Here is a 22,139-nt window from a genome sequence, read left to right as displayed (position 1 = left end):
CGGACGTGGCGCCCGATAAGAGAAGCAGCATGGAATGCGCGCAACCACCGCTCGGCGAAGACAGCTCTGTCCTTTTGATTGTTGATGATTACCCTGAAAACCTGCTCAGCATGCGTGCCTTGCTGCAGCGTCAGGATTGGCGAGTCATGACCGCGTCCTCGGGGGTCGAGGCGCTAAACCTGCTGCTCGAACACGACATCGACCTGGTTCTGCTGGATGTGCAGATGCCCGACATGGACGGTTTCGAAGTGGCGCGCCTGATGCGCGGCAGCCAGCGCACGCGGCTCACGCCGATCATTTTCCTGACGGCCAACGAGCAATCCCAGGATGCGGTCATCAAGGGCTACGCCAGTGGCGCCGTGGATTACCTGTTCAAGCCCTTCGATCCGCAGATCCTCAAGCCCAAGGTCCAGGCGTTGCTCGAGCACCAGCGCAATCGCCGGGCCTTGCAGCGCCTGAGCCAGGATCTCGAAGCGGCCAGGGCCTTCAATGCCTCGGTGCTGGACAACGCCGCCGAGGGCATCCTGGTGGTGGATGAGAATGGCTGTATCCGTTTCGCCAACCCCTCTACCTGCCGTTTGCTCAATGCCACCGCCGAGCAATTGCAGGGCATGCCGTTCCTGGATTTCCTGCAGAAACCGCACATTCCCGAGTGGCTCGATTCCGATATCCACAACGCCTATCGTCGCGGTGAAACCTGGCGATTGCATGACGCGGTCCTGCGCACGGCGCCCGGCCAGCAGGTGTCGGTGGCCTTGTCCTGCGCGCCGTTGCCGTCGGAGCAGAAGGCGATGGTGGTGACGCTCCAGGACATGTCCGTGGTTCGTCATTTGCACCAGCAACTCGAATACCAGGCCGTCACGGACCCGCTGACCGGGTTGCTCAACCGCCGAGGGTTCTACCAGACCGCGGAAAACCTGTTGATGCGCAGCGAGCGCCAGGAAAGCAACTGGGTGTTGCTGTACCTGGACCTCGATGGCTTCAAGCGGGTCAATGACTCGCTGGGGCATGATGCCGGGGATCGGGTGTTGCGCTGGGTGTCGGAACAGTTGAAGGCCTGCCTGCGCCCATTCGATATCCTGGCGCGGTTGGGCGGGGACGAGTTTACGGCGCTGCTGGACCTGGAATTTCCCGAGCAGGCGGCCAAGATCGCCGAGAAACTGATCGAGCGCGTCGCCATCTGCCAGCAGATCGAAGGCATGGACGTGGCCCTTGGGGCCAGCATCGGCATCGCGACGTACCCGGACTGCGGCGCCAATCTCGATGGGTTGCTGCGGGCGTCCGACATCGCCATGTACGAAGCCAAGCGTGCCGGACGTCAGCAATACCGTTTTTACGATCATGAAATGAACGGTCGAGCCCGTTCACGGCTGATGCTGGAAGAGAGCGTGCGCTCGGCCATCGAGAACCGCGATTTCAATATGGTCTACCAGCCGCAGGTGAGCATCGTCGACGGGCGGATCCGCGGGTTCGAAGCGCTGTTGCGCTGGCAGCACCCCAGCGTCGGTGATGTTCCGCCGGGCCTGTTCCTGCCCTTGCTGGAGGAGGCGCGGTTGATCAGTCGCCTGGGCAGCTGGATTTATCATCGCAGCGCGGCTCAGCGCAAAGTCTGGGAACGCCTGTTCGCTGACGACCTGGTGTTGGGGGTGAGCCTGAGCAGCACCCAGTTCGGCATGCCCAACCTGGTGACCGAGTTGCGCCAGGTCCTGGAGCGCCATGCCTTGAAGCCTCGGCAGCTGGAGGTCGAGGTGACCGAGGATGCGCTGATGCGCAACCCCGATGAAACCCAAAAGCAATTGCGCCTGCTGCGTCACCTCGGGGTGCGGGTTGCATTGGATGACTTCGGTTCGGGGCCCTGTTCGCTGACGCATCTGCGCGATCTTGAACTCGATACCCTCAAGCTCGACCGGCACCTGATCGCCCGCCTGCCGGGGTCGCCCCGGGATGCCGCGTTGGCCGCCTCGGTGATCGACCTGTGTACGCAACTGGGCTTGCGGGTGATCGCCGAAGGGGTGGAAACCCGCGAGCAATATGAGTGGCTGCAGGCCCATGGCTGTGAGTACGTGCAGGGGTTCCTCGTGGCGCGGCCCTTGATGGCCGAAGACACCAATGCCTTCGCCACGCCGTTCGACTGGAGCGCGGTGCAGGCTTGAATTCGCTACACTGGCGGCCTCTTGTGACAGTGTTGCCCCTTGATGACCGCGCTCAAATACCTCCAGGCCTACCCCGCCGCCCTGCAAGCCCAAGTGCAGCAATTGATCGCCCAGGACCGACTGGGCGATTACCTGCAGCAGCGCTACCCGGGCCGGCATCCGATCCAGAGCGACAAGGCCCTGTACGGTTATGCACTGGACCTCAAGCAGCAATACCTGCGTAACGCGCCCGCCATCGACAAGGTGCTGTTCGACAGTCGCCTGGACCTGACCCACCGTGCCCTCGGCCTGCACACCGCGGTGTCGCGGGTCCAGGGCGGCAAGCTCAAGGCCAAGAAGGAAATCCGCATCGCTGCGCTGTTCAAGGACGCGGCGCCCGAGTTCCTGAACATGATCGTGGTGCACGAACTGGCGCACTTCAAGGAGTCGGACCACAACAAGGCGTTCTACCAACTCTGCGAGCACATGCTGCCGGGGTATCACCAGTTGGAATTCGACCTGCGGGTGTACCTGACCTGGCGGGACCTGCAACCCCACAAGGAATGACCGAATGGATGTCAGCAAGACCAAGACCAGCTTCTACCGTCGCTTGTACGTGGCTTACCTGATCGACAGCGGTGCCGCCAGCAACGTCCCGGCGCTCACCGAAGCCACCGGCATGCCCCGGCGTACGGCCCAGGACACCATTGCCGCGCTGGCTGACCTGGATATCGTGTGTGAGTTCGAGCAAGAGGACGGCGCGCGCAATCATGCCGGGCGTTATCGGATTCGCGATTGGGGGGCGATCGATCGGGGGTGGATCGAGGGGAATTTGCCGCGGATCAAGGCGGTGCTGGAGTATCCGTAGGAGCTGCGTAGGAGCTGTGTAGGAGCTGACGAGTGCAACGAGGCTGCGATCTTTTGATCTTGATCTTCCCCCAGACACTTGAATCTCAAACGAAAGGTCAAGATCAAAAGATCGCAGCCTGCGGCAGCTCCTACGGCCGATGCATACCAATATGCGCAATCCCATCCTCCATATATTCCACCCCCACCACTTCAAACCCATACCGCCCGTAGTACCCCTGCAAATGCGCCTGGGCCGACAATGAGATCGACGTACCGGGCCAATGCTTCTCGGCCTGCTTGAGCGCCTGTTCCATCAAGGTGTGGCCCAGCCCCTGGCCGCGTGCGTGGGGCGCGATGACCACGCGCCCGATCACCACGTCACTGTTTTGCGAGTGCGGATCGAGCAGGCGCAGGTAGGCCACCAGGTGGTTGTCCTGCCAGGCCATCAAATGGCAGGTGTCGCCTTCAAGGTCCAGGCCGTCAACATCCGGGTAGGCGCAGTTCTGCTCGACAACGAACACGTCGGCACGCAATTTGAGGATGGCATACAGCTGTTCCTTGCTCAGGTCACTGTGATGTTTGCAGACCCACTCGATATCCATTTTTTTGAATTTCCTGAAGAACCTGATGCCGATATTAAGCGTGCTTGGCCCGGAAGTCTCTTTCTCGGTCGACTGGAAAATCTGCGATAAAGGCCAAAATGCCATCATTCCTCTGTCGCGGCGTTGTCGTCTTTGTGTAATCTTCGTGACAGCGCTGCGCAGCGGTTCCAATGAGCTAATGTTAGGACCGGGTGTCTGAGAATGCCTGTTGAGTGTCGGCTAAAAACAAACCGGGCTTTGAACCCGTCAAGGACGTTTGGCATGCCGCGATTGCATCGAGCTCTTGCATTGATCGGGTTGCTGTTATTGAGCTATGAGGCCTGCGCGCAAAAGCTGCGTCTGGTCGCCGATGGCTGGCCGCCCTTTACCGATTCCACCTTGATCAATGGTGGCCTGGCGACCGATATCGTCAGCACGGCCCTGGCGCGGGCCGGCTATGCCACGGACTTCGAACAAGTGCCCTGGGCCCGGGCGATGCTGGGCATCGGCGAGGGCCGCTATGACGTGCTGGTCAACGCCTGGTACAGCGAGGAGCGCACTCACATCGGCCAGTTCTCGGCTGAGTATTTGCTCAACCGTGTGCGTTTCATCAAGCGCAAGGACGAAGCGATCCAGTTTGACAGCCTGCAACAGCTGCGTGCCTATCCCATCGCCGTGGTTCGCGGCTATGCCTACTCCAAGGACTTCGACGAAGACCTGCTAATGCAGAAAGTCCCTGTGCATAACTTCGCGATGGCAGTGCGCATGCTGGCTGCCGATCGTGTGAAGTTGACCCTGGAAGACGAGTACGTCGCCCGCTATTACCTGGCCCGCGAATCGGCCAAGGTGCGCAACGCCGTGGAATTCATGCCCAAGGCATTGAGTGAAAACAGCCTGCACATCCTGGTCAGCTTGAAGAACCCGGAGCATGAGCGGATCGTGGCGGGGTTTGACCGGGAGATCGCGGCGATGAAGGCGGATGGGAGTTATGCGCGGTTGCTCAAGCAACATGGGATGTGAGCTTATTTAAAGGTTGAGTTGCCTGGACAGGCCTCTTCGCGAGCAAGCCCGCTCCCACATTTGGAATGCGTACTCCTGTGGGAGCGGGCTTGCTCGCGAAGGGGTCGGCCCATTCACCACAACCCTCAAGCCTCGCCAGTGTCCTTGATCAGATGCGCCGCCAAGGTCCGCAACGGACCGAGCTGGCGGCAGATCAAGCCCAATTGCGTCTGCACCAGCCGCTGTCCTTCGTCGATTTCATCGGGCATCTGCTCAAGTTCAGTGGCGAGGGTTTCCTCCTCGTCGCTTTGGAGCACAATCGGCGTTTTACTCGCCAGGCCCTGGGCGATTTCGTCGATGCTTGTCGCCAGCTTCACTCCCGCGCCATCGATCAGTTGCTCGCGCACCTGCGCCGGCAGTTCGGTGCCCCGGTGGGCACCCAGGCCTGACAGGTAGCTGAGCAGGGTGTGGGACAACACCAGGAAGCGGAAGCCCACATCGGCCTCCTTCCGGAAATGCCCCGGCTCCATCAGCATGTTCGCCAGCGTGGTGGACAACGCGGCATCGGCGTTGTGGGCGTTGCGTCGGGCCAGGCGATAGGCCAGGTCGTCGCTTTTGCCGGCGGCGTACTGCTGCATGATCTGGCGCAGGTAGATGCTGTTGCAGGTCAGCGTATTGGCCAGCACTTTGTTCAGCCGACGACCTTGCCAGTCAGGCAGGAACAGGAAGACCGCAAGCCCGGCAATCAGGCTCCCGAGCAAGGTATCGAGCAGCCGTGGCAACAGCAGCCCGTAGCCGTCGCCCACCTGGTTGAAGCAGAACAGCACCATGATGGTGATGCCCGCCGTCGCCAGGGTGTAGCGGGTGGTGCGGTTGGTAAAGAACACCACCCCGGCGGCAATGGCGAAGCTCGATTGCACCAGCGGGTTGGGAAACAGATCGAACAATGCCCAGGCCACCGTCAGGCCGATGGCGGTGCCGATGATCCGCTGGCCGAGCTTGCGCCGGGTGGCGCCGTAGTTGGGTTGGCACACGAACAGTGTGGTGAGGATGATCCAATAGCCCTGGGACGGGTGGATCAGATGCACCATGGCGTAGCCGACGCTCAGGGCCAGGGGCAAGCGCAGGGCATGCCGGAACAGCAGCGAGGTGGGCGTGAGCTGGGTGCGCAAGCGCAGCCAGACATCCTTGAGGTTGCGCGGCGAACGGTCGAGCAGGCTGCTGTCGGTGGCGTCGGCCAGGGCGTCGGGGTTGCTCGCGTCGCTGAGCAGGCGGTCCATGGTGGCAAGGTTCACCGACAGTGCCCGCAACGAACGCAGCAAGCCGCGCCAGGCCGGGTTGCTCTGGATGCGCAGGTGTTCGAGGGACGCGTGCAGGTCGTTGAGGGCTTCGGCAAAGGTGGCGTCGTAGACGAATGGCTGGCGCAGCTGGATTGACTCGGCCAGTGCCTGGCAGGCCTTGCCTTGCTGACGCAGCAGGCGCTGGCAGCGGAACAGCACGTCGCTGTGGAAGAAGGCCTCGGCCAGGGCGTTGTAGGGGTAGTGAGAAGAGCTGGCGCGTTCGTGGATGTCCTGGGCCAGGAAGTACAGCTTCAGGTACCGGCTGACTTTCGAGCCGGGGCGGCCATTGCCCACACGGTGCAGGATGATTTCCTTGGCGCTGTTGAGCGCAGCGACCACCCGGCCGTTTTGCTGGGCCAGTTCCAGGCGGCGGGCTTCGACGTCCAGTTGGCGGATCGGCTCCAGGAGCGACGATTTGAGTTTCAGGTAGCGCCCCAGTTCGCGAAACAGCCGCGCCAGGCTTTGTTGCACCGGTTGGTTGGAAAACAACGCCTGCCACAACACCGACAGCAAGCCGTACCACGCGGCACCGGCGACCAGCAGCAGGGGTTCATGCCAGAAATCGTTGACGGCGCCGCCGCGCTGGTCCACGCCGATCATGGTGTAGACCGACAGAATCAGCGTGGCCGAGGCGATGGCGCCATAGCGCTCACCCAGGGCGCCAAGCATGGTCAGGCCAAAGGCTGCCAGGGCCAGGGCGATGATGAACAGGATGGGGTAGGGGAACAGCAGCTCCACCGACAACGCCGCGACGGTGAAGCACACCAGGGTCACGGCCAGCGCGGTGAGGCGGCCCTGCCAACTGTCGTCGGTCTCGGCCAGGGCGCTGGCGATGATGCCCAGGAACAAGGGAATCAGCAGCGCCATTTCATCCAGGTACCAGCACAGCCCCATGCTGCCGGTCAGGGCGATGAAGACCCGCACGCTATAACTGAACTTATCCAACGCCCAAAGGCGACGCAAAGACTGACTAAACGAGTTCGCTGACATGAAGTGCACAGGCCTGACGGGCAATGACGCTAAATTGAGGCAGTAATGACGCCGACGCAATGGCGGCGATCACATCTGACCGCAAAAAGTGTTCCGGCATGCGAAGAGCACCTCCACCTCTGTGGCGAGGGGATTTATCCCCGCTGGGCTGCGCAGCAGCCCTAAAACAGTGAACTCAATCTTACTGACACACTGAGTTGCCTGGTTTGGGGGCCGCTGCGCAGCCCAGCGGGGATAAATCCCCTCGCCACAAAAGCAGGTACAACATGGGGCGGGCTCAGACGTACTGCGCCGCCGCATACCCCGACGCCCACGCCCACTGGAAGTTGAACCCGCCCAGGTGCCCGGTGACGTCGAGCACTTCGCCGATGAAATACAGCCCGGGGCTTTTCAGCGATTCCATGGTCTTGGACGAGACTTCCCGGGTATCGACGCCGCCCAGGGTGACTTCAGCGGTGCGGTAGCCTTCGGTGCCGGCGGGGACGACGTTCCAGCTCGCCAGTTTCTCGGCGATGTCTGCCAGCTCCGCGTGGGTGTACTGCTTCATGGGTTTGGAGACGAACCAGGTGTCGGCCAGCAGGTTGGCCATTTTCTTGGTGAACAACTCGCCCAGCAACGTCTTGAGTTCGCTATTGGGGCGTTCGGCCTGCTGTTGTTGCAGCCATTGCGGCACGTCGTGGTCGGGCAATAGGTTGATCTGCACCGTGTCCCCCGATTCCCAGAACGAGGATATCTGCAGGATCGCCGGACCGCTCAGGCCGCGGTGGGTGAACAGGATGTTCTCGCGAAAGCTCTGGTCGTTGCAGCTCACCAGGCAATCCACCGAGGTGCCCGAGAGTTCGGTGCAGAGGGTCTTGAGCTGGTCGGTGATGGTGAACGGCACCAGGCCAGCGCGGGTCGGCAGCAGTTCATGGCCAAACTGTTTTGCCACCTGATAACCGAAGCCGGTTGCCCCCAGGGTCGGGATCGACAGCCCGCCCGTGGCGATCACCAGGGACTGGCAGGCGATGGCGCCGAGGGTGGTTTGCAGCAGGTAGCCGCTGTCGGTTTTTTCGATCTGCGTGATCGAGGTGTCCAGGTGCAGGCTGACGCCGGCCTGGTCGCATTCATCCAAGAGCAGGCCGAGGATGTCGCTGGATTTGTTATCGCAGAACAACTGGCCGAGCTTTTTCTCGTGATAGGGCACGCCGTGCTTGGCCACCAGGGCGATGAAATCCCACTGGGTGTAGCGGGCCAGGGCCGATTTGCAGAAGTGCGGGTTCTGCGAGAGGAAATTGCCTGGCTCGGTGTACATGTTGGTGAAATTGCAGCGCCCACCGCCCGACATGAGGATCTTCTTGCCGGCCTTGTTGGCGTGGTCCAGCAACATTACCTGCCGCCCGCGCGCGGCCGCAGTCAGCGCGCACATCAACCCCGCGGCGCCAGCGCCAATGATCACGACTTCGGTAGAGCGCAAAACGGTGTCCTCTCAGCTTTCCCACATAACTGAATGTGGGAGCGAGCTGTGTGGGAGCAAAGCTTGCTCGCGATCCAGGCGCTGCGGTCCTCAAGAGACCGCGGCGTTTTCATCGCGGGCAAGCCTTGCTCCCACACAGCTCGCTCCCACAGTTTGATCTCTGTTCGTCAGGCGATCGGTTACAGGATCCGCACCCGCAACGACCGGCCCTTGATCTTGCCATCGTTCAGGCGTTGCAGGGCCTGTTTGGCGATGCCGCGTTCCACGGCCACGTAGGCCTGGAAATCGAAGATCGCGATCTTGCCGACCTGGGCGCCGGGGATACCGGCCTCGCCGGTCAGGGCGCCGAGGATGTCGCCGGGGCGGACCTTGTCCTTGCGACCGGCACCGATGCACAGGGTGCTCATGGCCGGCAACAGCGGGCCGCCGCCTTGGGACTTGAGGTTGTCCAGTTGGTCCCAGCTCAGCGGCGACTTCTGCAGTTGCTCGATGGCCTGGGCGCGGTGGGCTTCGGACGGCGCCACCAGGCTGATGGCGATGCCTTTCTCACCGGCGCGGCCAGTGCGGCCGACGCGGTGGATGTGGATTTCCGAGTCCCGGGCCAGTTCGACGTTGATCACCATGTCCAGGGCATCGATGTCCAGGCCGCGGGCCGCCACGTCAGTGGCGACCAGCACCGAGGTGCTGCGGTTGGCGAACATCGCCAGCACCTGGTCACGGTCGCGCTGTTCCAGGTCGCCGTGCAGGCCGACGGCCGAGATGCCCTTGGACGTCAGGTGGTCGACGGTTTCCTGGACCTGCTGCTTGGTGAAGCAGAACGCCACGCAGGAGGCTGGGCGGAAATGCGCCAGGACCTTGACCACTGCGTCCATGCGCTCCTCGGGGGAGATCTCGTAGAAGCGCTGCTCGATCTGCGCGTCGGAGTGGAACGCCTCGGCCTTCACTTGCTGCGGGTTACGCATGAACTTGGACGACAGCTGCTTGATGCCCACCGGGTAGGTGGCGGAGAACAGCAGCGTCTGGCGGCGTTCCGGGGTCTGCTGGATGATGTCTTCGATGGCGTCGTAGAAACCCATGTCGAGCATGCGGTCGGCTTCGTCGAGGATCAGCGTGTTGAGGCCGTCCAGGACCAGCGAGCCCTTGCGCAGGTGCTGCTGGATGCGTCCAGGGGTGCCGACGATGATGTGGGCGCCGTGTTCCAGGGAGGCGATCTGCGGGCCGAAGGACACGCCGCCGCACAGGGTCAGGACCTTGATGTTGTCTTCGGCGCGGGCCAGGCGACGGATTTCCTTGGCGACCTGGTCGGCCAGCTCACGGGTCGGGCACATCACCAGCGCCTGGCAGCCGAAGAAGCGTGGGTTGATCGGGTTCAGCAGGCCGATGCCGAAGGCGGCTGTCTTGCCGCTGCCGGTCTTGGCCTGGGCGATCAGGTCCATGCCCTTGAGGATCACCGGCAAGCTTTGCGCCTGGATCGGCGTCATCTGGGCATAACCGAGTGATTCGAGGTTAGCCAGCATGGCGGCGGACAGCGGCAAAGTATTAAAAGCGGTGGCAATGGTGGTCACGGGACTGGCCTGCAAAACAAAATGTCGCGCAGTGTAGCAGCCTCGTGCCACTTTCTTCGAAAGTTCTGGACGAGCTGTGAGGGCAGGGCCTGCCCGGGGGGGCTGGCAATTCCAGAAGCCTTGGGAACTCTGGAGCTCTGGAGCTGTGGGAGCAAAGCTTGCTCGCGATCCAGGCGATGCATTTTCCCCAGAAACACCGAGTCGCCTGGATCGCGGGCAAGCCTTGCTCCCACAAAATCTCCCAGCCACGAAGCGACTTAGTGTTCGATATGCTCATCCGGCCGTTTCACCCGTCGCCCGTCTTCGCGTGACAACTGCGAGAAAATCGTCGCCGCCAGCATCGCCATGATTCCCACCGTCACGAACGTCAGTTGGAACGCCCCCAGTACTGTCTCCACCCCATCGTTACCCACCTGGGCGGTAAAGCCGCCGAGCAGGGCGCCGGCGCAGGCCACGCCGAGGCTCAGGGACAGCTGCGCCACCACCGACAGCAGGCTGTTGCCGCTGCTGGCGCTGGCGTCGTCCAGGTCGATCAGGGTCACGGTGTTCATCGCGGTGAATTGCAGCGAGTTGATCGCGCCCAGCACCGCCAGTTGCGCCAGCAGCAGCCAGTACGGCGTCTGTTCGCTGACCAGGCCCATGCTTGCCAGCATCAGGCCCAGGGCCAGGGTGTTGCTGGTCAACACGGCGCGGTAGCCAAAGCGCTCGATCAGCGGCCGGGCCACGGACTTGGCGACCATGGCCGCCGCCGCCAGGGGCAGCATGCTCATCCCGGCCTGGGACGGTGAATAGCCCAGGGCGACTTGCAGCAGCAACGGCACCAGGAACGGCAGGGCGCCGCTGCCCAGGCGCGCGAACAGGTTGCCAAGAATGCCCACGGCGAAGGTGCGGGTCTTGAACAGTGACGGCGGGAACAGCGCGTTTTCGACATGCCCGGCCCGCAGCCAATAGGCCGCCAGGCAGGCCATGCCGCCGAACAGCAACAACATCACACGCAGGTGCGGCAGGTGCAGTTCACCCAGGCCTTCCATGGCGATGGTGATCAGCACCATCGCCGCGCCGAACAGCAGGAACCCCAACCCATCGAACCGCGTGCGCTCGCTGCCCCGCAGGTCGGGGATGAACTTCCACACGGCATAACAGCCGATCACGCCCACCGGCAGATTGATGATGAAGATCCAGTGCCAGGTCAGGTACTCGACCATCCAGCCACCCATGGTCGGCCCGATCAGTGGGCCGAGCAGGCCGGGGATGGTGATGAAGCCCATGATCCGCACCAGTTCCGAGCGCGGATAGGCCCGCAGCACCACCAGCCTGCCCACCGGCAGCATCAGCGCACCGCCCAGTCCCTGGACGACCCGAGCGCCGATCAGCATGCTCAACGAACTGGACAAGGCGCACAGCAACGAGCCGAAGCTGAACAGCAGGATCGCCCCGAAGAAAATCTTCTTGGTGCCGAAGCGGTCGGCGATCCAGCCCGAGGCCGGGATCAGCAACGCCACGGTGAGCATGTAGGCAATGATCACGCCCTGCATGCGCAACGGGTTTTCCGCCAGGTCACTGGCCATGGCGGGCAGGGCGGTGTTGAGGATGGTCCCGTCCAGGGACTGCATGAAGAAGGCAATCGCCACCACCCACGGAAGCCAGCGGGCGGTGACGGCGTCGAGCGGTGCACGGTTGGGCATGGGACCTCTTGTTTGTGTTCGGGTGTCTGTTGGCTTCATCGCGGGCAAGCCTTGCTCCCACATGTACGGCGCACATCCTGTGGGAGCAAGGCTTGCCCGCGATGCTTTTTTACAGCGTCAAGGTCAACCGCTTGACCAGCGCCCCTGGCAACAACATCGAGGCCGTGGCCCGCTGGCTGTAGGTGCTGGCCGAGAGCAGCAGTTCCCGCTCTCGGGTCAGGGCTTCGAGTTGCGAGCCGAGCAGGCTGTAGACGCTGTCGTCGAAACGCATGGTGCTGACCGGCGCCACGATCTGGCCGTTCTCGACCCAGAACGTGGCGAAGCGGGTCATGCCGGTCAGGCGGGCGGCCGGTTGGTCCGAGTAGTTCAGGTACCAGAGGTTGCTGATATACAGCCCGGTGCCAAGTTGCTCGAGGATGTATTTCTGCTCCAGTTGTCCGCCCTGCATGTCCAGCGCCGTGGGGTATTCGTAGCTGCTGGCGCCGTTGGCGGCGAGGCCGTATTCGGCGGCGCTGCGGGAGTTGATCAACTGCGCATTGGCCGTGCCTTTGGCGATCAGCGCCAGGTCATCGCGGGGATAACCTTCGTCGGAAAACGCCGGGCTCAAGGAGCCGCTGACCTGCTCGCTCAGCCACACGTTGGGGCTCAGGCTGGCTTCGTTGGCGTAGAACTTCTGCAACGGGCTCTGCTTGCTGGCAATCGCCCGGGCCGAGAACCCGCCCCAACTGAGCATGCCCATGATCTCTTCCAGGGCGGCCGGCGCCAGGTAGGCGCGGTATTCGCCGGGCGGCAATGTGCGCAGCGGGCGGCCGAGAAACGCCAGTTGCTCGCGAGCCTGCTCGAAGCGTCGGGCAAATCCTTCGCTGCTCCACGCATGCCCGGCGTAGCTGGCTTTTACCGCCTGGCCGTTTTCATGGAACAGGCTGAAATCGAAGTTGAAGCTGTTGGCCTGATGCCAGCCGAACGCTCCCGACGAACTGGCGAAACCCCGGCTGATGGGCCCGGCCGCATAGAACCCCACCAGGTCCAGGCCCTCGGCGGCGCGGGTGATTTCAGCCACGGCCTGCTCGGTGTCCGGCAGCGGATGCTCCTGCACGTTATGGCTCTGCCAATGGTCGGGGTTGAGCAACAGGTACGGATCGCGAGGCAGCAGCGGCAAGGTTTCGCGCAGTTGTTGCAGGCCCTCGGACAGGCGTTGCAGGTCGGTCTCGGTGTCGCCGGACAAGGTGATCTGCAAGTCGGCGTGGCGTCCGTCGTCGATCAATTTGAAACTGACATTGGCCTGCTGCACCTGCCCGGCCTGGCGCACCTTGGCGTGGTTGAAACGTACGAAAGCCGAGGACTCGGCGGCATAACCCAAGGTGAACTGTTCCTGCTCATGCAGCGCATCGCGCAGCCAGTCGACTAGCACCTTGAATGCCTCGGCCTGATTATTGACGGTGCTCATATCAGGCATCCCCCCCAAACACATCAACGTTGCTGAACACACAGGCCGGTGACGCATGGCCGACGCGGATGACCTGGTTCGGTTCGCCCTTGCCACAGTTTGGCGTGCCCAGGACCCGGGAGGTACTGGCATCGCCCACGGCGCGCAGGCTCTTCCAGAATTGCGCAGAAATACCCCGGTAGTTGGGGTTCTTCACCACGCCCTTGAGCTCGCCGTTCTCGATCAACTGGCCCCACTCGCAGCCGAACTGGAATTTGTTGCGGGCGTCGTCAATGGACCAGGAGCGGTTGGTGCGCATCAGCACGCCGTGCTCGGTGCCTTGGATCAGCTGTTCCAGGGACTGGTCGCCAGGTTCGATGTTCAGGTTTGCCATGCGGTCGATGGGCGGACGATTCCAGCCGCAGGCGCGGCTGTTGGCGACACCGTCCAGGCCCGCACGGAACTGTGACAGTGCGCCGCCCAGTGGACGCAGCAACAGGCCTTCACGAATCAGGAACTGCTTGCTGGCGGCGCTGCCGTCGTCATCATGGCTGTAGCTCGCCAGTTCTTCGGGAATGTCCGGGTCGAAGGTCACGTTCAACAGGCTGGAGCCATATTGCAGGTGGCCGAAATCGCTGGCCTTGACGAAGCTGGTGCCGGCGTAATTGCGCTCGTCCCCGAGGATGCGGTCCAGTTCCAGCGGGTGACCGATGGACTCGTGGATCTGCAGCATCATCTGGTCGGGCATCAGCAGCAGGTCGCGGGGGCCTTGTGGGGTGTTTGGCGCCAGCAGCAGTTGCAGGGCCTGGTCAGCGATTTTCCGCCCGGCACCGATCAAGCCGCTGCGGCTGATTACATCGAAGCCGCCTTGCTGGCCGAAATTTTCCCGGCCCAGGGTACGGGTCTGGCTGTCGTTGCCGTCGAAGGCGGTGACTTCCAGGGCCGGGTAGATGAAGCGTTGAGCCTGGCGCAGTTCAGCGCCGGCACTGTTGAGGTAGATCTGCTCGACCTGGGTCAGGCCGATGCTGGCTTGCCAGTTCACCAGGCGCTCGTCCTGGGGCACTGCGGCTGACTCGTCGCCGAGCAATTGGTAGCAATCGCTCAGTGGCGGGAAGGCCTGGTCGAAATTTGGCGAGAAGTAATCGGCGCGGTCGCTGGACACCGCTTGCTCGCGCAGGTCCAGCAGGGCATGGGGCTTGAGCCCGCGCGCATGTTGCTCGGCGCGTTCCAGTGCCGCTTGCAGGCCGGCCTGGGACAGGTCGTTGGTAGCGGCATACGCCTCGACCCCGTTGACCCGCACGGTGAGCATCGCCCCTTCATCACGGCCCAGGCTTGGCGGTTCGGCGACATTCTTGCGCACCGACAAGTGCTGGCCGGACTCGCGCACGTAACGCAGGGAAAAGAATTCAGCGCCCGTGCGCAAGGCCGCAAAACGCTGCTTGAGCTGGGGGTGGAAGTCGAACATGGAACCTCCTTGTCTGGAGTGGCGATGCTGCGAGGTGCGGCGTGTTGACGCGGTGGCTCTAGAGTAGGCCTGGGGTGGGGGAGGGATCAAGGCAGATGGGCGTTTGGGGTGTCAGGTTGGACGCCATCGCGAGCAAGCTCGCTCCCACAGTGGATCTCTGGTGGTCACAAAATCTGTGTCCGTCACCAATCCCCTGTGGGAGCGAGCTTGCTCGCGATTGCGGTCCTGAGTCTTACTGGGCGCCAGGCCCCACTTCGCGCAGTGGCTTATTGCGCACCGGCGCATCGCCGGCCACGAAGTACGGCGCGGTGCTGCGTGGCAGGGGGTTGCGGCCGCGGATCTTGTCGGCGATTTTCTCGGCGATCATGATCGTCGGCGCGTTCAGGTTGCCGGTGGTGATGATCGGCATGATCGAGGCATCCACCACGCGTAACCCTTGCATGCCGTGCACACGGCCTTCGCCGTCCACCACTGCCATGTCGTCGGTGCCCATCTTGCACGAGCAGGACGGGTGGAACGCGGTTTCGGCATGTTCGCGGATGAACTGGTCCAACTGCTCGTCCGTCTGCACCTCGATGCCCGGGCTGATCTCGCGGCCACGGAACGGGTCGAGCGCCGGCTGCTGCATGATCTCGCGGGTCAGGCGGATGCCGTCGCGAAATTCCTGCCAGTCCTGCTCGGTCGCCATGTAGTTGAACAGGATGCTCGGGTACTGGCGTGGGTCCTTGGATTTGGCCTGGATCCGGCCACGGCTTGGCGAGCGCATGGAGCCCATGTGCGCCTGGAAACCGTGTTCCTTCACGCCGTTGCTGCCGTTGTAGTTAATCGCCACCGGCAGGAAGTGATACTGGATGTTCGGCCAATCGAATTCCGGACGGGTGCGGATGAAGCCGCCGGCCTCGAACTGATTGCTGGCGCCGATCCCGGTGCCGTTGAACAGCCACTCGGCACCGATGGCCGGCTGGTTGTACCAGAGCAGCGACGGGTACAGGGAAACCGGTTGGGTGCAGGCGTATTGCAGGTACAGCTCCAGGTGATCTTGCAGGTTTTCACCGACACCCGGCAGGTCGTGGACCACCGGGATGTCGAGGCTTTCCAGCAACTGGGCCGGGCCGACGCCGGAACGCTGGAGGATCTGCGGCGAGGCGATGGCGCCGGAGCACAGCAGCACTTCCTTGCGTGCCCGGGCCTCGACGCGCTCTTCAGCGGCGCCCACCAGGTAACGCACACCAACTGCACGTTTGCCTTCGAACAGGATCTTGTCGGTCAGGGCGTGGGTGACGATGGTCAGCGTCGAGCGCTTCTTGGCGACGTCCAGGTAACCGCGCGCGGTGCTGGCGCGACGGCCGTTGGGCGTGACGGTCCGGTCCATCGGGCCGAAACCTTCCTGCTGGTAGCCGTTGAGGTCTTCTGTACGCGGGTAACCGGCCTGTACGCCGGCTTCGACCATGGCGTGGAACAGCGGGTTGTTGCCGGCCTTGGGCGTGGTCACGCTGACCGGGCCGTCGCCGCCGTGGTAGTCGTTCGGGCCGATGTCGCGGGTTTCGGCTTTACGGAAATACGGCAGGCAATCGAGGTAGGTCCAGTCCTCCAGGCCCGGCAGCTTGGCCCAGTTGTCATAGTCCAGGGCGTTGCCGCGGATGTAGCACATGCCGTTGATCAGCGAAGAACCACCCAAGCCCTTGCCGCGACCGCATTCCATGCGGCGGCCATCCATGTGTGGCTCCGGGTCGGTCTCGTAGGCCCAGTTGTAGCGTCGGCCTTGCAGCGGGAACGCCAGGGCGGCGGGCATTTGCGTGCGGAAGTCCAGGCGATAGTCCGGGCCGCCGGCTTCGAGCAGCAGGACGGTGACGCCTTCGTCTTCGGTCAGGCGGGTGGCCAGGGTGTTACCGGCCGAACCGGCGCCGATGATGATGTAATCGAATTCTTGGGACATGAAATGCACCCTCTTTTGAATGGGTTCAGGTCAGACCTTGCGAGTGCTTCGCACTCGATCGCGAGCAGGCTCGCTCCCACATTGGAATGGGGGCTCCTGTGGGAGCGAGCCTGCTCGCGATGGCGGTCTCAGAGACGACACTGGATCAGAACACCGACGTGTAATCGCCCAACTCGACCTGTACCGATTTGATGCGGGTGAAGTTGTTCAGCGAGCTGATGCCGTTCTCCCGGCCCACGCCCGATTGCTTGTAGCCACCGACCGGCATTTCAGCCGCCGACTCACCCCAGGCGTTGATCCAGCAGATGCCGGCTTCGAGCTGGTGGATCACGCGGTGGGCACGGTTCAGGTCGCGGGTGACGACGCCGGCGGCCAGGCCGAAGTCGGTGTCGTTGGCGCGGCGGATCACTTCTTCTTCGGTGTCGTAGGTGAGGATGCTCATCACCGGGCCGAAGATTTCTTCACGCACGATGGTCATCTCGTCGGTGCAATCGGTGAACACGGTCGGGGCGACGAACGCGCCCTTGGCCAATTCGCCGTCGGTCAGGCGACTGCCGCCGCACAGCAGGCGCGCGCCTTCGGCTTTGCCTTTCTCGATGTAGCCCAGCACGCTTTCCATGTGGGCGAAGCTCACCAGCGGACCGAAATTGGTGTTTTCGTCCTGAGGATTACCGATGCGGATGCGCGCCACGCGCTCGGCGATCTTGGCTTCGAAGGCCGCCTTGAGGTGGCTCGGCACGAACACGCGGGTGCCGTTGGTGCAGACCTGGCCGGAGCTGTAGAAGTTGGCCATCATCGCGGTGTCGGCGGCGCGATCCAGGTCGGCGTCCTCGAAGATGATCAGCGGCGACTTGCCGCCCAGTTCCATGGTCACGTCCTTGAGCGAAGAGCTCGAGGCGCTGGCCATGACTTTCTTGCCGGTGTCGGTGCCGCCGGTGAAGGAGATTTTCTCGATGCGTGGGTGCTCGGTCAGCCAGGTGCCGACTTCACGGCCGCTGCCGGTCAGTACGTTGAACACACCCGCTGGAACGCCGGCCTCGGTGTAGATCTCGGCCAGTTTCAGGGTGGTCAGCGAGGTGACTTCGCTCGGCTTGAAGATCATCGCGTTACCGGCCGCCAGGGCCGGGGCGGATTTCCACAGGGCGATCTGGATCGGGTAGTTCCAGGCGCCGATACCGGCCACCACGCCCAGGGGCTCGCGACGGGTGTAGACGAATGAAGTGGCGCGCAGCGGAACCTGCTCGCCTTCGATGGCCGGCACCAGGCCGGCGTAGTATTCCAGCACGTCGGCGCCGGTGACGATGTCGACGTAGCGGGTTTCGGAGTAGGCCTTGCCGGTGTCCAGGGTTTCCAGGGCGGCCAGTTCATCGTTGCGCTCGCGCAGGATGTCCACGGCGCGACGCAGGATGCGCGAACGCTGCATGGCGGTCATGGCGGCCCAGACCTTCTGGCCCTTTTCGGCACTGACCACGGCGCGCTCGACGTCCTCGAACGTCGCACGCTGCACTTGGGCAAGGACTTCACCGTTGGCAGGGTTGATGGCTTCGAAAGTGGCGTCGCCGCTGGCATCGCTGTACGCGCCATCGATGTAGAGTTTTTGCAGTTCGAAACGGGCCATAAAGTCCTCGCAAGTACATAAGTGGTTGGCTGACCACCGGAGCGTGTCGTTTATAGCTGACTACGCGGTTCGGCGGCGGTTCAGGAGTCGAGCGGTTCTGTGTGCTCTGGTGCCCCTGCTTTGGCCAGTTGAAAATCCATGTATTCGTAAGCGATCTGGTGCGCCTGGGCGGTATCGAACGCGTCTCCCGACAGCGCTCCGCGCAGCCACAAACCGTCAATCAGCGCGGCCAGGCCCCGTGCTGCGCTGCGCGCCTGATCGACGGGCAACACGCGGCGGAACTGGCTACACAGGTTGGAATACAGACGGTGATCGTTGATCCGCTGCAACCTGTGCAAAGACGGGTGGTGCATGCTGGTGGCCCAGAAGGCCAGCCAGGTTTTCATTGCCGGGCCATTGACCTGGCTGGCGTCGAAGTTGCCTTCGATGATCACCTTGAGGTGAGCCCGGGGGCTTGTGTCCTCCAGCGCCTGGCGGCGCGCGGTGACGTTCTCGCTCAGGACAGTCATCAGGTACTGGGCCGTGGCCGCGATCAGGCCATTCTTGTCCTGAAAGTAGTGACTGATGATGCCGTTGGAGACACCGGCCAAACGGGCGATCAGCGCAATGCTGGCGTCCCCCATGCCGACCTGATCGACCGCTTGCAGTGTGGCTTCGATCAATTGTTGGCGGCGGATGGGTTGCATACCGACCTTGGGCATCTAGCACATCTCCTTAGGCCATCCGGCGCACGAATGTCGTCTGCCGGAACGAAAGCCAGTCTATTTTGTTTTGATTGAACGTTCAATCAACAAAAAATAAGTTCTATGACAAGTCGTCGCTATTTGCCGGGGCGAGGACTTTTGGGGATGTCTTTATAACACTCGTCGGTTGGCATGTAGGCCAAATGCGCTTGATAGCTGGAATACCGTTCAGAACCACTCAAACAAAAACGCCGCGTTCATCTCGCGGCGTTTTTGCTGGCGTGGGCTTAGCCCAGGTTCTTGCCCAGCAGTGCGTGGTACAGCTCGCTGTCGCCCAGTATCCCGACGACTTGCTGGTTATCGTGAAGCACCAGTTTGTTGCCGGTCTGGTAGCGAATCTGCAGCGCGTCGCGCATGCCGATGTTGGAGTCCACCAGGGTCGGACGCCGGCCCAGGTCTTCCACCGCTTGGCCCGGTACCCAGTTTTGCAGGTCCAGTGCCGCGCCGTTCTGCCGGGCGCCCTTGATGGTGTTGCCTTCGGCCAGGTCGAGCCAGGAGTCGCCGCCCGGGTCCAGACATACCGAACCGTTGATACGCTTGCAGTTGTCCAGGGTGCGCATCAGGCTGCGACCGCACAGGACGTTGAGCGGGTTGGTATGGGCGACGAAGGTGCGCACATATTCGTCCGCCGGGTTCAGCACGATTTGTTCCGGCTTGCTGTACTGGATGATCCGGCCGTCTTTCATGATCGCGATCCGGCTGCCCAGCTTCAGGGCCTCGTCAAGGTCGTGGCTGACGAACACGATGGTCTTGCTCAGTTTGCGTTGCAGCTCCAGCAACTCGTCTTGCAGGCCTTGGCGGATCAACGGGTCGAGGGCCGAGAAGGGTTCGTCCATCAGCAGGATGTCGGCGTCCATTGCCAGGGCGCGGGCCAGGCCGACCCGTTGCTGCATGCCGCCGGACAACTCGTCGGGCTTCTTGTTACGCCATTGGGTCAGGCCCACCAGCTCAAGCTTCTCATCCACCAGCTTCTTGCGTTCTTTTTCCGGACGGCCCTGCATTTCCAGGCCGAAGCTGATGTTCTCGCGCACCGTCAGCCAGGGCATCAGGGCGAATTTCTGGAACACCATGGCGATGCGCTTGGTACGCATCATCTTCAGTTCGGCGGGGGTGCAGGAAGCGATATCGATCTGCCGGCCTTCATGCTCGACGAACAGCTTGCCACGGCTGACGGTGTTCAAGCCGTTGATGCAGCGCAGCAGGCTGGACTTGCCGGAGCCGGACAGGCCCATCAAGACACAGATTTCACCTCTCTCGATGTCCAGGGTGGCTTTTTCCACGCCGACGATTTGCCCGGTTTTCTTCAGGATTTCGTTGCGGGTCATGCCCTGGTCGAGCAGCTTGAGCGCTTCGCGTGGATCCCTGGTGAAGATCACGTCGACGTCTTCAAAACGAATTATGCTCATGCGTCACCCCCTACTTTGGCGTCGGGTTGTTTGCAGATTCGGTCGAGCATGATTGCCAGCAGGACGATCGCCAGGCCGGCTTCGAAGCCCAGGGCGATATCGGCGGTGTTCAGTGCGTTGACCACGGGTTTGCCCAGGCCATCGGCACCCACCAGCGCGGCGATCACCACCATCGACAACGACAGCATGATGCACTGGGTGATACCGGCCGCGATGCTCGGCATCGCATGGGGCAGTTCTATGCGCGACAGGAGCTGGCGACGGGAGCAGCCGAAGGCTTTGCCGGCGTCCATCAGTTCGTCCGGTACGTCGCGGATGCCCAGGTAGGTCAGGCGGATGGGCGCGGCAATCGCGAACACCACCGTGGAGATCAGGCCCGGGACCACACCCAGACCGAAAAGGGTCAGGGTAGGAATGAGGTAGACGAAGGTCGGTACGGTCTGCATCAGATCGAGCACCGGACGCATCATTGTGTAGAACATCGGCTTGTGCGCGGCAACAATGCCCAGCGGCACGCCGATCAATACGCAAACCAGGGTCGCGAACAGCACCTGGGCGAGGGTTTCCATGGTCTCCTGCCAGTAACCCAAATTAAGAATCAGCAGGAAGGACGCGATGACGAATACGGTCAGGCCCCATTTGCGCTGGATGAAGTGCGCCAAGAGCGCAATGAGGCCGATCAGGGCCAGGGGGTTGAACCAGGTCAGCGCAAACGTCACGCCGTGAATCATCGTTTCCAGGAACAGCGCGATTGCGTCGAAGGTGTTGGCGCCGTTTTGCGTCAACCATTCGACAAAGCCCGCGATGTACTGGCCCAAGGGTATTTTCTGATCAATGAGCATGGTAGTGAACGTCCGCATGCAAGGGATAAACAGCCCGGGCGAGCGAACCCGCCCGGCATAACATGAACAGTTATTGCGCGAGCTTGGCTTTCACGGCTTCCAGGCCTGGTTTACCGTCAATGGTGGTCACGCCAGCCAGCCAGGTATCGAGTACCTGTGGGTTTTTCTTCAGCCAGGCCTTGGCGGCGGCCTCAGGCTTCATTTTGTCGTCGAGCACGTTGCCCATCAGTGTGCTTTCCATGTCGACGGTGAACTCCAGGTTTTTCAACAACTGGCCAACGTTGCTGCATTCCTGGCTGTAGCCCTTGCGGGTGTTGGTTGCCACGGTGGCGGCACCGAAGTCGGGACCGAAGAAGTCGTCGCCGCCGGTCAGGTACTGGATTTTGAAGCGGGTGTTCATCGGGTGTGGCGCCCAGCCGAGGAACACCACATCGGTGCCGCGCTTGGCGGCGCGGTCGACCTGCGAGAGCATGCCGGCTTCACTCGACTCGACGACTTTGAAACCCGCGTCCTTCAGGCCGAAGGCGTTCTTTTCGATCATGCTCTGGATCAGGCGGTTGCCGTCGTTGCCGGGCTCGATCCCGTAGATCTTGCCGTCCAGTTCTTTCTTGAATTTGGGGATGTCGGCGAAGTCGTGCAGGCCTTTGTCATACAAACCCTGGGGCACGGCTAGGGTGTACTTGGCGCCCTTGAGGTTGGTGCGCACGGTTTCCACGGTGCCGGCTTCGCGGTACGACTTGATGTCGTTTTCCATGGTCGGCATCCAGTTGCCGAGGAACACGTCCATGTTCTTGCCGTCGGCCAGGGACTTGTAGGTCACGGGCACGGAAATCATGGTGGTCTTGGTCTTGTAGCCGAGGGCGTCGAGCACCACGCTGGTGGTGGCGGTGGTCACGGTGATGTCGGTCCAACCGACATCGGAGAAGTTGACGGTGCTGCACTGTTCGGGTTCAGCAGCGTTGGCCAGCATCGGAAGACTCAGCATGGCGGCCAACAACAACGATGTGGAACCTTTCATGGGTGGACTCCTGGTGTTTTATCGGCGGTGTCCGGTCAGGACGCCGCGCTTATGGGATGTTGCGGTTGGTGGCGCGTGGGCACTCTCT

Annotated in this window: 17 protein-coding genes; 4 read left to right on the top strand and 13 right to left on the bottom strand. The window is 62.4% G+C overall.

Annotation, left to right across the window (positions count from 1 at the left end; genetic code table 11):
* The first annotated feature begins 29 nt into the window (after window positions 1-29).
* The 3 genes from AD662_RS26210 to AD662_RS26200 are packed head-to-tail and all read left to right on the top strand — an operon-like array spanning window position 30 to window position 3,000.
* Window positions 30-2,153, top strand: a complete 2,124-nt coding sequence (locus AD662_RS26210; protein WP_018612320.1) for a putative bifunctional diguanylate cyclase/phosphodiesterase — start codon at window positions 30-32, stop codon at window positions 2,151-2,153.
* 42 nt (window positions 2,154-2,195) lie between these two features.
* A complete protein-coding gene (locus AD662_RS26205) occupies window positions 2,196-2,699 on the top strand; it encodes a M48 metallopeptidase family protein (protein ID WP_024619094.1) in 504 nt (167 codons plus the stop codon).
* 4 nt (window positions 2,700-2,703) lie between these two features.
* Window positions 2,704-3,000 (top strand): winged helix-turn-helix domain-containing protein, encoded by a 297-nt coding sequence (locus tag AD662_RS26200; protein WP_018612322.1) that lies wholly within the window; start codon window positions 2,704-2,706, stop codon window positions 2,998-3,000.
* Between the two features lie 130 nt (window positions 3,001-3,130).
* Here AD662_RS26200 and AD662_RS26195 read toward each other — a convergent pair whose 3' ends face one another.
* Window positions 3,131-3,583 (bottom strand): GNAT family N-acetyltransferase, encoded by a 453-nt coding sequence (locus AD662_RS26195; protein WP_018612323.1) that lies wholly within the window; start codon window positions 3,581-3,583, stop codon window positions 3,131-3,133.
* A 261-nt stretch (window positions 3,584-3,844) separates the two neighbouring features.
* Here AD662_RS26195 and AD662_RS26190 point away from each other — a divergent pair, with 261 nt between their 5' ends.
* Window positions 3,845-4,582: a substrate-binding periplasmic protein gene (locus AD662_RS26190; protein ID WP_018612326.1), complete on the top strand. Its 738-nt coding sequence runs from the start codon at window positions 3,845-3,847 to the stop codon at window positions 4,580-4,582.
* 125 nt (window positions 4,583-4,707) lie between these two features.
* Here AD662_RS26190 and yccS read toward each other — a convergent pair whose 3' ends face one another.
* The 12 genes from yccS to AD662_RS26130 form a co-directional block, all read right to left on the bottom strand.
* Window positions 4,708-6,891 (bottom strand): YccS family putative transporter, encoded by a 2,184-nt coding sequence (yccS, locus tag AD662_RS26185; protein ID WP_053190000.1) that lies wholly within the window; start codon window positions 6,889-6,891, stop codon window positions 4,708-4,710.
* A 277-nt stretch (window positions 6,892-7,168) separates the two neighbouring features.
* Window positions 7,169-8,347: a BaiN/RdsA family NAD(P)/FAD-dependent oxidoreductase gene (locus AD662_RS26180; protein ID WP_053189999.1), complete on the bottom strand. Its 1,179-nt coding sequence runs from the start codon at window positions 8,345-8,347 to the stop codon at window positions 7,169-7,171.
* Between the two features lie 179 nt (window positions 8,348-8,526).
* Window positions 8,527-9,864: an ATP-dependent RNA helicase DbpA gene (gene dbpA, locus AD662_RS26175; RefSeq protein WP_232199893.1), complete on the bottom strand. Its 1,338-nt coding sequence runs from the start codon at window positions 9,862-9,864 to the stop codon at window positions 8,527-8,529.
* 305 nt (window positions 9,865-10,169) lie between these two features.
* Window positions 10,170-11,636, bottom strand: coding sequence for a multidrug transporter subunit MdtD (mdtD, locus tag AD662_RS26170; protein WP_074849757.1), 1,467 nt, complete (start codon window positions 11,634-11,636; stop codon window positions 10,170-10,172).
* A 70-nt stretch (window positions 11,637-11,706) separates the two neighbouring features.
* Window positions 11,707-13,044, bottom strand: coding sequence for a TldD/PmbA family protein (locus tag AD662_RS26165; RefSeq protein WP_053189998.1), 1,338 nt, complete (start codon window positions 13,042-13,044; stop codon window positions 11,707-11,709).
* Window position 13,045: 1 nt separating this feature from the next.
* Entirely contained in the window at window positions 13,046-14,488 is a 1,443-nt protein-coding gene (locus AD662_RS26160; RefSeq protein ID WP_018612338.1) for a TldD/PmbA family protein, read from the bottom strand.
* 232 nt (window positions 14,489-14,720) lie between these two features.
* Window positions 14,721-16,424 (bottom strand): choline dehydrogenase, encoded by a 1,704-nt coding sequence (gene betA, locus AD662_RS26155; protein ID WP_053189997.1) that lies wholly within the window; start codon window positions 16,422-16,424, stop codon window positions 14,721-14,723.
* Between the two features lie 145 nt (window positions 16,425-16,569).
* Window positions 16,570-18,042 (bottom strand): betaine-aldehyde dehydrogenase, encoded by a 1,473-nt coding sequence (gene betB, locus AD662_RS26150; protein ID WP_053189996.1) that lies wholly within the window; start codon window positions 18,040-18,042, stop codon window positions 16,570-16,572.
* Window positions 18,043-18,122: 80 nt separating this feature from the next.
* Window positions 18,123-18,743: a transcriptional regulator BetI gene (betI, locus tag AD662_RS26145; protein WP_003206359.1), complete on the bottom strand. Its 621-nt coding sequence runs from the start codon at window positions 18,741-18,743 to the stop codon at window positions 18,123-18,125.
* A gap of 269 nt (window positions 18,744-19,012) precedes the next feature.
* The gene (gene choV / locus AD662_RS26140) at window positions 19,013-20,191 is read right to left on the bottom strand and encodes a choline ABC transporter ATP-binding protein (RefSeq protein ID WP_018612345.1); all 1,179 of its coding nucleotides are present in this window, start codon (window positions 20,189-20,191) and stop codon (window positions 19,013-19,015) included.
* Window positions 20,188-21,033 (bottom strand): choline ABC transporter permease subunit, encoded by an 846-nt coding sequence (choW, locus tag AD662_RS26135; RefSeq protein WP_014340605.1) that lies wholly within the window; start codon window positions 21,031-21,033, stop codon window positions 20,188-20,190. The genes choV and choW overlap by 4 nt, the downstream gene beginning before the upstream one ends.
* Before the next feature lie 70 nt (window positions 21,034-21,103).
* The gene (locus AD662_RS26130) at window positions 21,104-22,051 is read right to left on the bottom strand and encodes a choline ABC transporter substrate-binding protein (RefSeq protein WP_018612347.1); all 948 of its coding nucleotides are present in this window, start codon (window positions 22,049-22,051) and stop codon (window positions 21,104-21,106) included.
* Between the last annotated feature and the right edge of the window lie 88 nt (window positions 22,052-22,139).

Source organism: Pseudomonas kilonensis (assembly GCF_001269885.1).
Taxonomy (GTDB): Bacteria; Pseudomonadota; Gammaproteobacteria; order Pseudomonadales; family Pseudomonadaceae; genus Aquipseudomonas; species Aquipseudomonas kilonensis.
Note: the sequence above shows the minus strand (reverse complement) of the source record. Positions and strands in the feature narration are given on the sequence as shown.

Coding starts and splice junctions, on each gene's coding strand:
- betI (WP_003206359.1), bottom strand. CDS start 18,743: ATGCCCAAGGTCGGTATGCAACCCATCCGCCGCCAACAATTGATCGAA.
- AD662_RS26190 (WP_018612326.1), top strand. CDS start 3,845: ATGCCGCGATTGCATCGAGCTCTTGCATTGATCGGGTTGCTGTTATTG.
- dbpA (WP_232199893.1), bottom strand. CDS start 9,864: ATGCTGGCTAACCTCGAATCACTCGGTTATGCCCAGATGACGCCGATC.
- AD662_RS26200 (WP_018612322.1), top strand. CDS start 2,704: ATGGATGTCAGCAAGACCAAGACCAGCTTCTACCGTCGCTTGTACGTG.
- AD662_RS26210 (WP_018612320.1), top strand. CDS start 30: ATGGAATGCGCGCAACCACCGCTCGGCGAAGACAGCTCTGTCCTTTTG.
- AD662_RS26165 (WP_053189998.1), bottom strand. CDS start 13,044: ATGAGCACCGTCAATAATCAGGCCGAGGCATTCAAGGTGCTAGTCGAC.
- mdtD (WP_074849757.1), bottom strand. CDS start 11,636: ATGAAGCCAACAGACACCCGAACACAAACAAGAGGTCCCATGCCCAAC.
- yccS (WP_053190000.1), bottom strand. CDS start 6,891: ATGTCAGCGAACTCGTTTAGTCAGTCTTTGCGTCGCCTTTGGGCGTTG.
- AD662_RS26205 (WP_024619094.1), top strand. CDS start 2,196: ATGACCGCGCTCAAATACCTCCAGGCCTACCCCGCCGCCCTGCAAGCC.
- betA (WP_053189997.1), bottom strand. CDS start 16,424: ATGTCCCAAGAATTCGATTACATCATCATCGGCGCCGGTTCGGCCGGT.
- betB (WP_053189996.1), bottom strand. CDS start 18,042: ATGGCCCGTTTCGAACTGCAAAAACTCTACATCGATGGCGCGTACAGC.
- AD662_RS26195 (WP_018612323.1), bottom strand. CDS start 3,583: ATGGATATCGAGTGGGTCTGCAAACATCACAGTGACCTGAGCAAGGAA.
- choW (WP_014340605.1), bottom strand. CDS start 21,033: ATGCTCATTGATCAGAAAATACCCTTGGGCCAGTACATCGCGGGCTTT.
- AD662_RS26130 (WP_018612347.1), bottom strand. CDS start 22,051: ATGAAAGGTTCCACATCGTTGTTGTTGGCCGCCATGCTGAGTCTTCCG.
- choV (WP_018612345.1), bottom strand. CDS start 20,191: ATGAGCATAATTCGTTTTGAAGACGTCGACGTGATCTTCACCAGGGAT.
- AD662_RS26160 (WP_018612338.1), bottom strand. CDS start 14,488: ATGTTCGACTTCCACCCCCAGCTCAAGCAGCGTTTTGCGGCCTTGCGC.